Consider the following 14,223-nt stretch of genomic DNA (forward strand, 5'->3'; position numbering starts at 1 on the left):
GCCCGCGTGCCGGAGACTCTGCCGGAATCCGTCAGGAGACCGCGCTGCGTACGGTCCGCAGGCCCTGCAGGTCGATCTGTTCCGTCTCGTCGTGGGCCGTCAGGTCGATCACCTGGCCGATGCCGCGCGACTGCTCGTCGGCCGGCTTGAACTCCGCCTCCGCCTCGGCCTTGTGCAGGGCGAGCGCCTCGTGGCCGACCACGTCGGCGAGGTCCTCGTTCTGCACGACGTCCAGGGCGCCGTGCGCGATCTCGCTCTTCGTACCGAAGAAGTCGAACCCGCCCTCGACGGACGGGCGCCGCACGGGCGTCGCCGGCACCACGGCCACCGCGGTCGGTGCGACGAAGTGACCCGAGGGCTGCTGCACAGGCGCGGACTGGGCGGGCCTGACCGAAGTGCCGGCGGTCGCGCGCTCATGCCCGTCGACCGCCTCGGGCTTCCCCTGCGCCTCGTCCTCCTGCGCAGCGGCCTCCGTACCGGAACCGGCGGCGGCCTCGGGCGCGGCGGCGACCGGCCCGGCCGCCGCGGTGGCGGCACCGGCCTTCGCCTTCACCGGCTCGCGCTTCGCGGGGCGCCGCCCCTTCGTGGGACCGTCGCCCTTCGGGGAGTCGTCGTCCTCGGGGAACTCGTCGTCGTCCTCGTCGGCCACCGCGTCGCCCTGGGGAGCGGCGTCGTCCTGGGAGCCGTCCTCGGCCTCCACGACCTCTGCGTCCGCCTCGGCCTCGGCAGCCTCTTCGAGCTCGTCTTCGGCCTCGTCCTCGTCGTCCTCGGCCGTCGCCGCGTCGTCGTCCTTCGGAGAACCGTCGGCGTCCCCGTCGAACTTCTTCAGCGCCGCCTTCGCCCGCAGGAACAGGTGCGAGCCCTCCGGCGAGAACACCGCTGTGGCCGCCGGCTTCTCGTCGTCATCGTCATCGGTGTCGCTGTCGTCGGTGTTCTCGGTGTTCTCGGTGTTCTCGACACCCTCGGCGAGCTCCGCGTCCTCCAGCTCGTCCGCGTCCACCGAGGCAGCCACAGCCTCGGTCTCCGCCTCGGAGCCGGCGTTCTCCGCGGTCTCGTCGTCCGCGTCCGCCAGTTCGGGCGCCGGATCCGCGGCCTCTATCTCCAGCAGGCGGCGGCCCTCCAGGGCGCTCGCGCGCTCGGTCTCGGCCGTCGCGTACCGGCGCAGCAGAGCCGCGTGCTCGTTGCGCAGGCCCGCCAGTTCCGCGCGCTTGCCCCGGAGCCGCTGCTCCAGCTTGGTGCGCAGCTCGCGCGACTCGTCGAGGTCGGTCTCCAGCTCGGCGATCCGCTCCTCGTGCCGCCAGTCGTCGCTCGCCCGCGCGCGCGTGAGGTCCGCGACCTGTTTGCCCGCCTGGGCGTCCCAGCGCCGCATGACGGCCGCGCCGACGACCGCCGTGGCCGCGGCGAACGCGGCTATGACGCGTAGCACGGACGATTGTGTGAACACCCACGGGCCGAAGGCGCAGACTAGCGAGACGCCCGCTATCGCCGACGGGGGCAGCAGCCTGTGCAAGGGCGGTGAATGGCGATGACGTCCACGTGGCATGGCCAGAAACTTACCGCGCGTAGGCGAACGTTGGTGCCCCGCCCCGTAAAAACACAGCCATACCGAAACGTTCACAGGGCATCAGGAATTACGGTCGCCCGAATTCGGCAAGATCGACAATGCCCGACGCCCTTGCCGAGCCGCCTCTCGAACCCCTCTCCAGCCCCTCTCCAGCCCCTTGTCAGCGGTCGCTCAGCCGCCCGCTGATCCACTGGAGCGTCGCCGGAATCTCCCGTCGCCAGGTGTTGAAGTTGTGCCCGCCGCTTTCGAGGATGATCGACGAGATCCGGGTCAGCTTGGTCTTCCGTACGCGCTCTATGAACTTCAGTGTGTCCCGGTAGTTGGATTCCCCGATCCGGCTGCTGGTGACAAGTAGTGAAGTGTCGGGCGCGGGCGCGTGCTTGAGGAACCACCACAGGTCGGCGCGGTCACGCAGCCTCTTGTCTCCCTGGAAGAGATCGCCCGTGGTGGGGTCGATCGGCGCCTTGTAGTACGGCGACAGACCCGCCCCCGCCGCGTACGACCCGGGGTGGTGCATGGCGAGCTTGAGTGCGCAGTAGCCGCCCGTGGAGTCGCCGATGATTCCCCAGGAGCCCGGTTTCGCGCCCACCCGGTAGTGCGCGAGCACGGCCTCGGGCAGGTCTTTCGCGAAGAACGTCTCGGTCTGCGGCCCGCCGGGGACATCCACGCACTCGGTGTCCCGGGGCGGTGCCACCGTCGGCCGCATCATCACCAGGATCATCGGCTGCATACGGCCGTCCTTCGCGAGTTTCTGGGCCGCGCGCGGGTAGTGCAGCTTGTCCACGAGCGCCTTCGCGGTACCCGGATATCCGGTGAGGACGACGGCCGCGGGAAAAGTACGCGCGCGATAGCGGGCCTGGAAGTACTCCGGCGGGAGATACACGTACGCCGGAGTGGCGATATGTGTCGTACGCCCGACGATGTCGACCTGCTGAATCTGACCCGCCACCTCCGGCCGCGAACCGCCCGCGCCACGCACGCGTGCCGTGTCGACCACTTCGAGGGGGCCGCCCGAGCCGCCGAGCGCCGTGTGGTCGACGACCACGCCCTGGCCCTTCTCACGGCCCATCAGGTCCGCCCAGCTGGCGTAGAACCCGAAGGCCTGGTTGGCGGCGAGGGCGACGCACACGAAGAGGGCCAGCTGGGTGGCGAGGAGCAGCCCGACGCGCCCGCTGACGGCCCGCCAGTTCCGCCGTGCCAGCCGCGGCCACAGCCACACCGTGCCACCGAACAGCAGTACGGCGAACAGGATCGCCCATACCAGCACCTGATTGCTCGTCAGTCCCATTGGACGCTTCCCGCCTGCGCTTTCTCCCTGGTCCCCCACTCATTCGCGAGGGCTTGTCCGGGACTTTCCCGGGCCTTTGAACCGGCTTTGAGGAGCAGAGTGAACCTCTCTCCCCGAGACACCGTCCTAGAGGGCGCAATGTCGCCGGATGCCCGAATCGGGCCCGGATCCAAGCTCTCGCAGAACTACGGGATGCGATGTCTGTCAGGACAGATGAGGAAATGTCGGGCGGGGTTCCGACCCGAACACGCGGCGCGCGGCGCGTACTGAACGGTCCGCGCCCCGAGGCCGTCCCCGTCCTGGTCGCCAGAGCCTGTGCTCTCGTAGGACTTCTGGACATCGCCGCGGGCGTCTTCCCACGCTTCAGGCACAGCCGTATGCACACCCTCGCCGAAGTGCTGCCGGGGGCGCTCGGACCGTTCGCGGCGGCGCTCTCGCTCAGCACCGGCGTGCTGTTGCTGCTGCTCGCGCACGGCCTCAGGCGCGGCAAGCGCCGGGCCTGGCGGGCCGCGGTGGCCCTGCTCCCGGCGGGCGCGGTGGCACAGTTCACCTACCGCCACTCCCTCATCGGCATGGTCATCTCGCTCGCGCTGCTCGCGCCGCTGCTGCGCCACCGCGACCAGTTCGCGGCCCTGCCAGACCCGCGCAGCCGCTGGCGCGCGCTGGCCAACTTCGTCCTCATGGGCGCCGGTTCCCTCGTCCTCGGACTGGTCATCGTCAGCGTCCACCCCAACCGCATGGTCGGCGACCCGAGCCTGGCCGATCGCCTTACGCACGTGCTGTACGGCCTGTTCGGCTTCGAGGGCCCGGTCGACTACGAGGGCAGCACCACCTGGACCGTCGCCTTCTCGCTGGGCGCGCTCGGCCTGCTCACCGCGGTGACCACCATCTACCTCGCCTTCCGGCCCGAACACCCGGCCGCCCGGCTGACCGAGGCGGACGAGGCACACCTGCGCGCGCTGCTGGACAAGCACGGCTGCCGGGACTCCCTGGGCCACTTCGCGCTCCGCCGCGACAAGGCCGTCGTCTTCTCGCCCAGCGGCAAGGCCGCGGTGACCTACCGCGTGGTGTCCGGCGTGATGCTCGCCAGCGGCGACCCCATCGGCGACGTCGAGGCCTGGCCCGGCGCCATCGAGCGCTTCATGGACGAGGCCAGGGCGCACTCCTGGACCCCGGCCGTGATGGGCTGCTCGGAGACCGGCGGCGAGGTGTGGACCCGCGAGACCGGCCTGGACGCCCTCGAACTGGGCGACGAGGCGGTGGTGGACGTCGCGGATTTCTCCCTGGCCGGCCGCGCGATGCGCAACGTGCGCCAGATGGTCAAACGCATCGAGCGCGCCGGTTACGAGACCCGGGTACGACGTGTCCGTGACGTCGGCGAGGCCGAGCTGGAGCGGATCCGGCAGGCCGCCGAGGACTGGCGCGGCACCGACACCGAGCGCGGCTTCTCCATGGCGCTGGGCCGTGTCGGCGACCCCTCCGACGGCGACTGCCTGATCGCCACCGCCCACAAGACCGACGAACAGCCGGGCCCCTACGGCGACCTGAAGGCGATCCTGCACTTCGTCCCCTGGGGCACCGACGGCGCCTCCCTGGACCTGATGCGCCGCGACCGCACGGCCGACCCCGGCATGAACGAACTCCTCATCGTCGCGTCCCTGCAGGCGGCACCGAAACTCGGCATCACGCGCGTGTCGCTCAACTTCGCGATGTTCCGCGCGGCCCTCGCACGCGGCGAGAAGATCGGCGCCGGCCCGGTGCTGCGCGCCTGGCGCGGACTGCTGGTCTTCCTCTCGCGCTGGTTCCAGATCGAGTCCCTGTACAAGTTCAACGCGAAGTTCCGGCCCCGCTGGGAGCCGCGCTTCGTCGTCTACCGCACCTCCTCGGACCTGCCCCGGATCGGCTTCGCCGCCATGCAGGCGGAGGGCTTCGTCAACCTCGCGCTGCCGCTGCCGCGCTTCCTGCGCCGCCGCCGGACGCCCGCACGCGTGTGTGCCCACGCGGTGGCCGAAAGAGACGTCAGAGCGGCCTGAGGACCCCACGTGACACCCCGGGACAGACCCGGGCGGAAGCCCCCCTCCGGCCCAGAGGGCTCCCGCTCGGGCCGCGGCGTCTTCCGTGCCCTGTCCTGGGCCTACGCTGAACGCATGAGCAAGCAGAGCGGACGCGGGCGCGTCGCGGGCCTACCGGAATGGGACCGCTGCGCGGTCATGGGAGTCGTGAACGTGACCCCCGACTCCTTCTCCGACGGCGGCCGCTTCTTCGACACCACGGCCGCCGTCAAGCACGGCCTCGACCTCGTCTCGGAGGGCGCCGACCTGGTCGACGTGGGCGGCGAGTCCACCCGCCCGCACGCCGCCCGGGTCGACGAGGCCGAGGAACTCAAGCGCATCATCCCCGTCGTGCACGGCCTGGCCTCCGAGGGCGTCACCATCTCCGTCGACACCATGCGCGCCTCCGTCGCCGAGCAGGCCCTCGCCGCCGGCGCCGTCCTGGTCAACGACGTCAGCGGCGGCCTCGCCGACCCCGCGATGATCCCCGTGGTCGCCGCCGCCGGCGCCCCCTTCGTCGTCATGCACTGGCGCGGCTTCCTGGCGGGCGAGAACGTCAAGGGCGTCTACGACGACGTCGTCACCGAGGTCGTCGACGAACTGCACGCACGCGTGGAGGCCGTTCTGGCCGGCGGTGTCGCCCCCGACCGCATCGTCGTCGACCCCGGTCTCGGCTTCTCCAAGGACGCCGAACACGACCTCGTGCTCCTGGCCCACCTCGACCGCCTGCTCGGTCTCGGCCACCCCGTACTGGTCGCCGCCTCCCGCAAACGGTTCCTGGGACGCGTCCTGGCCGGGCCTGAGGGAGCGCCGCCACCCGCGCGCGAGCGCGACGCCGCCACGGCCGCCGTCTCCGCGATCGCGGCGCACTCCGGCGCATGGGCGGTGCGTGTGCACGAGGTGCGCGCGACGGCGGACGCGGTGCGGGTGGCACGCGCCGTGGAAGGGGCGCGCGCCGCGCGAAACGGCGTGGAAGGAGCCCTGTGAGCGCCCCCCACACCGACGTGGAGCAGGTGGAAGCCGCCAACACCGCCTTCTACGAGGCCCTGGAGCGCGGCGACTTCGAGGCCCTGTCCGCGCTCTGGCTCACCCCGTCCGACCTGGGCGTCGACGAGAGTTACCACGACCCGGCCGACGTCGGCGTGGTCGCCTGCGTGCACCCCGGCTGGCCCGTGCTCACCGGCCGCGGCGAGGTCCTGCGGTCGTACGCGCTGATCATGGCGAACACCGACTACATCCAGTTCTTCCTCACCGACGTGCACGTCTCCGTCACCGGCGACACCGCCCTGGTCACCTGCACCGAGAACATCCTCAGCGGCGGCCCCGCCCCCGAGGGCAGCGAGGAACTCGGCCCGCTCGTCGGCCAGCTCGTGGTCGCCACGAACGTGTTCCGGCGCACCAATGAGGGCTGGAAGATGTGGTCCCACCACGCCTCTCCGGTTCTGACCGAAAACGACGAGGAAGAGGAAGAGGAGACACCCTCCTGAGTGGGTAGGCGCCCCACAGGGACCAACAAGTGGTTGGAATCACGAACCCATGGGTAGGGGCGGCTACCAACCCGTGAGCCGCCGGGTTCCCCAGGGGAAACGAGCGATGAAACCTCCTGGTCCCGGCACCGGCCCGCACCCCGGCGGACCGGCGCTGTCAGTGCCCGCGGGTAGATTCGTTCGAGGCCGGTGTGCCGCCCGCACACGGCACCGACCGGCCGTCACCGACGATTGCAGGAGTGATTCGCGTGGATCGTGTCGCGCTGCGCGGCCTCAAGGCCCGCGGGCACCACGGGGTGTTCCCCAAGGAGCGCGAGGAGGGCCAGACCTTCATCGTGGACCTCGTCCTCGGCCTGGACACCCGACCGGCCGCGGCCGACGACGACCTGGCGAAGACCGTGCACTACGGCATCGTGGCGGAGGAGGTCGTGGCCGACGTCCGGGGCGAGCCCGTCAACCTCGTCGAGACACTCGCCGAACGCATCGCCCAGACCTGTCTCAAGCACGACGGGGTCCAGGAGGTCGAAGTCTGCGTCCACAAGCCGGACGCGCCGATCACGGTCCCCTTCGACGATGTGACCGTCACCATCATCCGGAGCCGAGTATGACCGCGTTCACCCAAGGGCACAGCGACCCGACCGTTCAGCCGGTGCCCGCCTCCGTGGTCCAGCAGGTGGACGCCGCCGACATCACCCTCAGCAACCCCAAACGGGCCGTGATCTCCCTCGGCGCCAACCTCGGCAACCGCCTGGAGACCCTCCAGGGCGCCATCGACGCCCTGGAGGACACTCCTGGCGTCCGCATCAAGGTCGTCTCCCCCGTCTACGAGACGGAGCCCTGGGGCGTCGAGCCCGGCAGCCAGCCCTCGTACTTCAACGCGGTCGTCCTGCTGAAGACGACCCTGCCGCCGTCCTCGCTCCTGGAGCGCGCCCACGCCGTCGAGGAGGCCTTCCACCGCGTCCGGGACGAGCACTGGGGCGCCCGCACCCTCGACGTCGACATCGTCGCCTACGCCGATGTCGTGGACGACGACCCGCAGCTCACGCTCCCTCACCCGCGCGCCCACGAGCGGGCCTTCGTCCTGGCCCCCTGGCACGACGTCGACCCCGACGCCCGGCTGCCCGGCCGCGGCACGGTCGCCGGCCTGCTCGACGCCGTCACCCTCGACGGCGTAGCTGCCCGCAAGGACCTGGAACTTCACCTGCCCGAGTAGTCGTTAAGGTCAAGACGACCACAGTCCGGGATCGGTCCGGGGGAGCTGAAGGGACACAGTGAGAGAGCTGCGCATCAGGTTGCTGGTCGGCGTGTTCGTTGTCGCAGGCATCCTGTCCTGGGCGGGCGCCCGCCTCTGGAACTCGATCGGGACCCTGCCCAGCGTCCCCCTGGCCGCCCCCATCGTCCTGGCCCTGATCGCCGTCGTCCTGATGGCGACGGCGCTCTCGATCCGCGGCCGCCTCAAGGCCCAGCGCGAGCGCCGCCCCGAGGCCAAGGGCGTCGACCCCCTGATGGCGGCCCGCGCGGTCGTCTTCGGCCAGGCCAGCGCCCTCGTGGCCGCCCTGGTCTCCGGCATGTACGGCGGCACGGGCGCCTTCCTGCTGGAGCTCCTCGACACCCCCGCCCGCCGCGACCAGGCCTTCTACGCCGGCTTCTCGGTCCTCGCCGGCATCGCGGTCATAGCGGCAGCCATCTTCCTGGAACGCATCTGCAAGCTCCCGGAGGACGACGAACACAACAACGGGGCCACGTCGACGGCCTGACGGACGGCCTGCCGTCCACCGCGTGCCTTCGTACGCCTACTTCGCCATGATCAGGCTCATGGCCTCGTTGCGGGTCGCGGGGTCACGCAGCTGCCCGCGCACCGCCGACGTTATGGTCTTGGCCCCGGGCTTGCGGACCCCCCGCATCGACATGCACATGTGCTCGCACTCGACGACGACGATCACCCCGCGCGGTTCCAGGATCTTCATCAGCGAGTCGGCGACCTGCGTGGTGAGTCGTTCCTGCACCTGCGGCCGGCGAGCGAAGACGTCCACCAGCCGGGCCAGCTTCGACAGACCCGTGATCTTCCCGTCGACGGACGGGATGTACCCCACGTGGGCGACCCCGACGAACGGCACCAGATGGTGCTCGCAGCTGCTCAGCACCTCGATGTCCTTCACCAGGACCATCTCGTCGTGCCCCAGGTCGAACGTCGTCGTCAGCACGTCCTCCGGCCGCTGCCACAGCCCCGCGAAGATCTCCCGGTAGGCCCGCGCCACCCGCCCCGGCGTCTCCTTGAGCCCCTCCCGGTCCGGGTCCTCGCCGACCGCGATCAGGAGTTCGCGGACGGCGTCTGCGGCGCGCTTCTCGTCGAACTCGCCGATCGTGCCCTCGCCGTCCAGCGTCACGGGGTCGGTCATCCTGTGCCTCGTTCCTGTGCGGGTCACGCGTGTGGGTTACGCGCCTCTGTACGGACATGCGAAAAATGCCGTGCCCCCCAGGCTAGAACCTGGGGGGCACGGCATCCATTCCGGGCCGGTGGGGCCGCCGGGAGCCTGGTCAGCTCTCGGGGCGATCCTCCGGGGCCGTCTCGGTGACCGGGGCGTGCTCCGTGGCCGTCGCCTTGGCGGTGGTGATCGCCGGCGTCGAGCCGTTGGCGCCGTTCGTCAGTGCGAGCTCCTTGGGGGAGAGCACCGGCGGACGGGTGGACGGCGTACGGCGGGAGGAGCCCGTCCAGGCGGCCCGCGGCGGACGCTTGACGATGGTGGCGAAGACCTCTGCGATCTCCTCCTTGCCCAGCGTCTCCCGCTCAAGCAGCTGCAGGACGAGGTTGTCGAGGACGTCGCGGTTCTCGACCAGGATCTCCCAGGCCTCGTTGTGCGCGTTCTCGATGAGCTTCTTGACCTCCTCGTCCACCAGGGCGGCGACCTCTTCCGAGTAGTCGCGCTGGTGACCCATCTCACGTCCGAGGAAGGGCTCGGTGTTGTCGCCGCCGAACTTGATGGCACCCAGTCGCTCGGTCATGCCGTACTGGGTGACCATCGCGCGGGCGGTGGCCGTGGCCTTCTCGATGTCGTTCGCGGCGCCGGTGGTCGGGTCGTGGAAGACGAGCTCCTCGGCCGCACGGCCGCCCAGCATGTAAGCAAGCTGGTCCAGCATCTCGTTGCGGGTCGTGGAGTACTTGTCCTCGTCCGGCAGGACCATCGTGTAACCGAGGGCCCGTCCGCGCGACAGGATCGTGATCTTGTGGACCGGGTCGGAGTTGGGGGAAGCCGCCGCGACCAGGGCGTGTCCGCCCTCGTGGTACGCGGTGATCTTCTTCTCCTTGTCCGACATGATCCGGGTCCGCTTCTGCGGGCCCGCCACCACACGGTCGATCGCCTCGTCCAGTGCGCCGTTGTCGATCAGCTTCTTGTCGCCGCGGGCGGTGAGCAGCGCGGCCTCGTTGAGGACGTTGCTCAGGTCCGCGCCGGTGAAGCCGGGCGTACGACGGGCGACGGCCGAGAGGTCGACGTCCGGGGCGACCGGCTTGCCCTTCTGGTGGACCTTGAGGATCTCCAGACGGCCCAGCATGTCCGGCGGGTCGACCGCGATCTGGCGGTCGAAGCGACCGGGGCGCAGCAGCGCCGGGTCGAGGATGTCGGGCCGGTTCGTCGCGGCGATGAGAATCACACCGCCCTTGACGTCGAAGCCGTCCATCTCCACGAGCAGCTGGTTCAGCGTCTGCTCGCGCTCGTCGTGACCACCGCCGAGGCCGGCGCCGCGATGGCGGCCGACCGCGTCGATCTCGTCGACGAAGACGATCGCCGGAGCGTTCGCCTTGGCCTGCTCGAAGAGGTCACGGACCCGGGAGGCACCGACGCCGACGAACATCTCGACGAAGTCGGAACCCGAGATCGAGTAGAAGGGCACTCCGGCCTCGCCGGCGACGGCACGCGCGAGCAGCGTCTTGCCGGTGCCGGGACGACCGTAGAGGAGTACGCCCTTGGGAATCTTGGCGCCGACGGCCTGGAACTTCGCCGGCTCCTGCAGGAACTCCTTGATCTCCTGGAGCTCCTCGACGGCCTCGTCACAGCCCGCGACGTCCGAGAAGGTCGTCTTCGGGGTGTCCTTGGTGATGAGCTTCGCCTTGGACTTGCCGAAGTTCATGACCCTGGAGCCGCCACCCTGCATCTGATTCATCAGGAACAGGAAGACGACCACGATGAGGACGAAGGGGAGCAGGGAGAGCAGGATCCCGAGGAAGGGGTTCTGCTTGGACGGCGAAACGGTGTAGCCGTCCGGAATCTGCTTGTCCTGGTACTTGGTCTGCAGTGTGTTGGCGAGGTTCACGCCCTGGTCGCCGATGTAGCTCGCCTGGATCTTCGAGCTGCCGTCGACCTTTTCGCCGTCCTTGAGCTGGACCTTGATGATCTGCTCGTCGCCGGTGGTCAGCTTGGCTTGTTCGACCTTGTTGTCATTGATCGCCTGGACGACCTGGCCGGTGTCCACCGTCTTGTAGCCGCCGGACGAGCCGACGACCTGCATCAACACGACCACGGCAAGGACGGCCAGCACGATCCACATGACCGGCCCACGGAAGTATCGCTTCACGTCCATCCATACGGAGCGGTGTCGCCCCGTCCCTCCTGCCATAGTGAGTTTGATAAGACAGTTCTTCTGACGGTACCCCAGCATTGCCGCCCGCAACTGCACGGGAGGTCTGACGAACCCGTCTGCATGCTCCAACGGCGCGAAACCCGCCGGGGTTCCCGATCGTCCTACAGGACTGGCCCGTACGGCTCAGCCGCCGCGTCGGGCGCTGTGTCAGCCGCCGTAGACGTGGGGCGCGAGCGTACCGACGAACGGGAGATTGCGGTACTTCTCGGCGTAGTCGAGGCCGTAGCCGACGACGAACTCGTTCGGGATGTCGAAGCCGACCCATTCGACCTCGATGGCGACCTTGGCGGCGTCGGGCTTGCGCAGCAGGGTGCACACCTTGAGGGACTCCGGCTCGCGCGAGCCGAGGTTCGACAGCAGCCAGGACAGGGTCAGGCCGGAGTCGATGATGTCCTCGACGATCAGGACGTGCTTGCCCTTGATGTCGGTGTCGAGGTCCTTGAGGATCCGCACCACACCGGAGGACTGGGTGCCCGCGCCGTACGACGACACGGCCATCCAGTCCATGGTGACGGGGGTGGACAGCGCCCGGGCGAGATCGGCCATGACCATCACCGCGCCCTTGAGGACGCCGACGATGAGCAGATCCTTGCCCGCGTACTCCGCGTCGATCTTCGCGGCCAGTTCGACCAGTTTGGCGTCGATCTCTTCTTTGGTGATGAGTACCTTCTCGAGGTCGGCACCCATGTCGTTCGCGTCCACCGCATCACTTTCGGTCGTCCTACCGGCCGCTCGATGCCTCCCCGGGGAGAACCCGGCGAACTCTGCGAGTTCGGGGAGCCCCCGGGGGAGGTGAGATTCAGCCTTGCCGAATCACCAGTCTGCCACCCTGGCGCTGGGCGACGACCTTGCCCGGGAGATTGATGGCTCCCTGGCCGCGCCAGCCGGTGATCAGCCGGTCGAGTTCCTCGATGTGACGGGCGAACAGCGAACCGGCGGGCGCGCCGGCCTCGATGGCGGCCCGGCGCAGGATGCGGCGGCGTACGGCGGGCGGCAGGGCGTAGAGCTTGGCGCACTCCAGGAGGCCCGTGGCGTCGCGTACGACGTTCTCGGCCTGGCTTGCCCAGGCGTCGAGGGCGTCGGCGTCGTCGCGGGAGAGCTGGGCCGTACGGGCGAGCGCCTCGACGACTCCTTTGCCCAGGGCCTTCTCCAGGGCGGGCAGGCCCTCGTGGCGCAGCCGGGACCTCGTGTACGCCGGGTCGGCGTTGTGCGGGTCGTCCCAGACGGGCAGGGACTGGACCATGCAGGCCTTGCGGGCGGTCTGCCGGTCGAGCTGGAGGAAGGGGCGCCGGTAACGGCCGTCGGCCCCCGAGACCGCGGCCATTCCGGACAGGGAGCGGGTGCCGGAGCCGCGGGCGAGGCCGAGCAGGACGGTTTCGGCCTGGTCGTCGCGGGTGTGGCCGAGGAGGACGGCGGTGGCGCCGTGGCGGGCGGCGCAGGCGTCCAGGGCGGCGTAGCGGGCGTCGCGGGCGGCGGCTTCCGGGCCGCCCTCGCGTCCGACGGTGACGGCGACGGACTCGGCCGGGTCGAGGCCCAGTTCGCGCAGGCGCAGGACGACTTCGTCGGCGCGCAGATCGGATCCGTCCTGCAGGCCGTGGTCGACGGTGACCCCGCCGGCGCGGATGCCGAGCTTGGGGGCCTCGAAGGCGAGGGCGGAGGCGAGGGCCATGGAGTCGGCGCCGCCGGAGCATGCGACGAGCACGAGCGGGGACGGCGGGCGCTCGTGCGAGGTGGGCCCGGAGGCCTGGTGGTCGTTGAGGATGTCGTGGAGGGCGCGGCGGACCGCCAGGCGTATCGCCGCGACCGCAGGATGGGGACCCATGTCCGGTTCCCTTCATGAAGTTTTCGGGGGAGTGAGCCCGTGTTCGGTCACTCAGAGTGTGTAGATGGTGACAGAACCGGGCCGTTCCCCGAGCATTGCACGCCTACCCACTGCTCACGGTCCCTCGGACGGGTGATTGAAGGGGCGTTCGCCTGCCGCCGGCCGGATTGGTCTCACGACCCTTCTACGACGTTCACGACTCGTTCTTGCGGTGCACCCGCGCGACCCAGTCCGCCGGTTTGGCGATCTCCGTCTTCGTCGGCAGGGTGTTCGGGGAGGTCCACACGCGGTTGAAGCCGTCCATGCCGACCTCCTCGACGACGGCCCGTACGAAGCGCTCGCCGTCCCGGTACTGCCTGAGCTTGGCGTCCAGGCCGAGCAGTTTGCGCAGGGCCATGTCCAGTCGGGAGGCGCCCTTGGCGCGGCGCTGCTGGAACTTCTCGCGGATCTCGGCGACCGACGGCACAACGGCCGGTCCGACGCCGTCCATCACGAAGTCGGCGTGGCCCTCCAGGAGGGACATCACGGCGGTGAGGCGGGCGAGGATCTCCCGCTGGGCCGGGGTCTGCACGATCTCCACGAAGGACCGACCGCCGTCGTCCTCCTCGGCCTCGGGGCGTCCGCCCGCGAGCGACTGGGCGGCTTCCCGGATGCGCTCCAGGACCGTCATGGGGTCGACGTCGGTCTCCCCCAGGAACGACTGGATCTCGCCCTCCAGGTGGTCGCGCAGCCAGGGCACCGCGCTGAACTGCGTGCGGTGCGTCTCCTCGTGCAGGCAGACCCAGAGGCGGAAGTCGTGGGGCTGTACGTCGAGTTCGCGCTCCACGTGGACGATGTTCGGGGCGACCAGGAGCAGTCGGCCGCCGCCGTGCTCGCCGGCCGGGAGTTCGCGGGTGGCCGGGGCGAAGGTCTCGTACTGGCCCAGCACGCGGGAGGACATGAAGGACAGCAGCATGCCCAGTTCGACGCCGGTGACCTTGCCGCCGACGGCGCCGAGGACCGCGCCGCCGGGGGTGTTGCCGCGCCGTTCCTGCATCTTGTCGAGGAGGGGCTTGAGGATCTCCCGGAAGCCGGCGACGTTCGCCCGGACCCAGCCCGGGCGGTCGACGACGAGGATGGGGGTGTCGTGGATGTCCTCCGTGCCCATCCGGGTGAAGCCGCGGACGTGTTCCTCGGAGGCCTTCGCGTGCCGGCGCAACTCCGAGACGACATCCCGGGCCTCGTCGCGGCTCACCTCTGGGCCCGGTCGCGCGAGCCGCGTCGCGGTCGCCACCGCGAGATTCCAGTCGACCATCTCTGCACCACCGATGCTCGTCATGCGTCAACGGTACGTGAGCGTTCCCACTTGGGGCAGGCCGTGGGGGTTGGTGAGC

Annotated in this window: 13 protein-coding genes; 6 read left to right on the plus strand and 7 right to left on the minus strand. The window is 70.1% G+C overall.

The genetic code is table 11. From position 1 onward, the window contains the following. Positions 1 to 31: 31 nt before the first annotated feature. Together M2283_RS09200 and M2283_RS09205 are read right to left on the minus strand one after the other, a co-directional pair. On the minus strand, positions 32 to 1,543 hold the full coding sequence (locus tag M2283_RS09200) for a hypothetical protein (protein WP_280875635.1): 1,512 nt from the start codon (positions 1,541 to 1,543) through the stop codon (positions 32 to 34). Positions 1,544 to 1,724: 181 nt separating this feature from the next. Then, positions 1,725 to 2,852: an alpha/beta hydrolase gene (locus M2283_RS09205; RefSeq protein ID WP_280875636.1), complete on the minus strand. Its 1,128-nt coding sequence runs from the start codon at positions 2,850 to 2,852 to the stop codon at positions 1,725 to 1,727. 221 nt (positions 2,853 to 3,073) lie between these two features. On the opposite strand from M2283_RS09205, the gene M2283_RS09210 reads away from it, so the two are divergent. The 6 genes from M2283_RS09210 (at position 3,074) to M2283_RS09235 (ending at position 8,147) form a co-directional block, all read left to right on the plus strand. Continuing rightward, entirely contained in the window at positions 3,074 to 4,885 is a 1,812-nt protein-coding gene (locus M2283_RS09210; protein ID WP_280875637.1) for a phosphatidylglycerol lysyltransferase domain-containing protein, read from the plus strand. A 114-nt stretch (positions 4,886 to 4,999) separates the two neighbouring features. Beyond that, a complete protein-coding gene (folP, locus tag M2283_RS09215) occupies positions 5,000 to 5,890 on the plus strand; it encodes a dihydropteroate synthase (protein ID WP_280875638.1) in 891 nt (296 codons plus the stop codon). Further along, positions 5,887 to 6,390 carry a nuclear transport factor 2 family protein gene (locus tag M2283_RS09220; RefSeq protein ID WP_280875639.1) on the plus strand — a complete coding sequence of 168 codons (504 nt, stop codon included), beginning with the start codon at positions 5,887 to 5,889 and terminating at the stop codon, positions 6,388 to 6,390. Before folP ends, M2283_RS09220 begins: the two co-directional genes overlap by 4 nt. A gap of 248 nt (positions 6,391 to 6,638) precedes the next feature. After that, positions 6,639 to 6,998 (plus strand): dihydroneopterin aldolase, encoded by a 360-nt coding sequence (folB, locus tag M2283_RS09225; protein ID WP_280875640.1) that lies wholly within the window; start codon positions 6,639 to 6,641, stop codon positions 6,996 to 6,998. Beyond that, entirely contained in the window at positions 6,995 to 7,603 is a 609-nt protein-coding gene (gene folK / locus M2283_RS09230) for a 2-amino-4-hydroxy-6-hydroxymethyldihydropteridine diphosphokinase (protein WP_280875641.1), read from the plus strand. Before folB ends, folK begins: the two co-directional genes overlap by 4 nt. A 58-nt stretch (positions 7,604 to 7,661) precedes the next feature. Then, complete coding sequence (locus tag M2283_RS09235) at positions 7,662 to 8,147, plus strand: DUF3180 domain-containing protein (protein ID WP_280875642.1); 486 nt, start codon at positions 7,662 to 7,664, stop codon at positions 8,145 to 8,147. Between the two features lie 36 nt (positions 8,148 to 8,183). On the opposite strand, the gene folE is transcribed toward M2283_RS09235, so the two are convergent. The 5 genes from folE to M2283_RS09260 all read right to left on the minus strand — a co-directional run bounded on the left by folE (position 8,184) and on the right by M2283_RS09260 (position 14,168). Further along, complete coding sequence (folE, locus tag M2283_RS09240; RefSeq protein ID WP_280875643.1) at positions 8,184 to 8,789, minus strand: GTP cyclohydrolase I FolE; 606 nt, start codon at positions 8,787 to 8,789, stop codon at positions 8,184 to 8,186. 139 nt (positions 8,790 to 8,928) lie between these two features. Next, positions 8,929 to 10,968 carry an ATP-dependent zinc metalloprotease FtsH gene (ftsH, locus tag M2283_RS09245; RefSeq protein ID WP_280875644.1) on the minus strand — a complete coding sequence of 680 codons (2,040 nt, stop codon included), beginning with the start codon at positions 10,966 to 10,968 and terminating at the stop codon, positions 8,929 to 8,931. A 207-nt stretch (positions 10,969 to 11,175) separates the two neighbouring features. Further along, a complete protein-coding gene (gene hpt, locus M2283_RS09250; RefSeq protein ID WP_280876239.1) occupies positions 11,176 to 11,715 on the minus strand; it encodes a hypoxanthine phosphoribosyltransferase in 540 nt (179 codons plus the stop codon). 112 nt (positions 11,716 to 11,827) lie between these two features. Next, a complete protein-coding gene (gene tilS / locus M2283_RS09255; protein WP_280875645.1) occupies positions 11,828 to 12,850 on the minus strand; it encodes a tRNA lysidine(34) synthetase TilS in 1,023 nt (340 codons plus the stop codon). Between the two features lie 193 nt (positions 12,851 to 13,043). Further along, positions 13,044 to 14,168, minus strand: a complete 1,125-nt coding sequence (locus M2283_RS09260; RefSeq protein ID WP_280875646.1) for a zinc-dependent metalloprotease — start codon at positions 14,166 to 14,168, stop codon at positions 13,044 to 13,046. Between the last annotated feature and the right edge of the window lie 55 nt (positions 14,169 to 14,223).

It is taken from the genome of Streptomyces pseudovenezuelae (assembly GCF_029892565.1).
GTDB classification, from domain to species: domain Bacteria; phylum Actinomycetota; class Actinomycetes; order Streptomycetales; family Streptomycetaceae; genus Streptomyces; species Streptomyces pseudovenezuelae_A.

What these genes read in the sequence shown, in the direction of transcription:
- hpt (WP_280876239.1), bottom strand. Translation starts at nt 11,715, where the DNA reads ATGGGTGCCGACCTCGAGAAGGTACTCATCACCAAAGAAGAGATCGAC.
- ftsH (WP_280875644.1), bottom strand. Translation starts at nt 10,968, where the DNA reads ATGGACGTGAAGCGATACTTCCGTGGGCCGGTCATGTGGATCGTGCTG.
- folP (WP_280875638.1), top strand. Translation starts at nt 5,000, where the DNA reads ATGAGCAAGCAGAGCGGACGCGGGCGCGTCGCGGGCCTACCGGAATGG.
- folE (WP_280875643.1), bottom strand. Translation starts at nt 8,789, where the DNA reads ATGACCGACCCCGTGACGCTGGACGGCGAGGGCACGATCGGCGAGTTC.
- M2283_RS09210 (WP_280875637.1), top strand. Translation starts at nt 3,074, where the DNA reads ATGTCGGGCGGGGTTCCGACCCGAACACGCGGCGCGCGGCGCGTACTG.
- M2283_RS09260 (WP_280875646.1), bottom strand. Translation starts at nt 14,168, where the DNA reads ATGACGAGCATCGGTGGTGCAGAGATGGTCGACTGGAATCTCGCGGTG.
- M2283_RS09205 (WP_280875636.1), bottom strand. Translation starts at nt 2,852, where the DNA reads ATGGGACTGACGAGCAATCAGGTGCTGGTATGGGCGATCCTGTTCGCC.
- tilS (WP_280875645.1), bottom strand. Translation starts at nt 12,850, where the DNA reads ATGGGTCCCCATCCTGCGGTCGCGGCGATACGCCTGGCGGTCCGCCGC.
- M2283_RS09200 (WP_280875635.1), bottom strand. Translation starts at nt 1,543, where the DNA reads ATGCCACGTGGACGTCATCGCCATTCACCGCCCTTGCACAGGCTGCTG.
- folK (WP_280875641.1), top strand. Translation starts at nt 6,995, where the DNA reads ATGACCGCGTTCACCCAAGGGCACAGCGACCCGACCGTTCAGCCGGTG.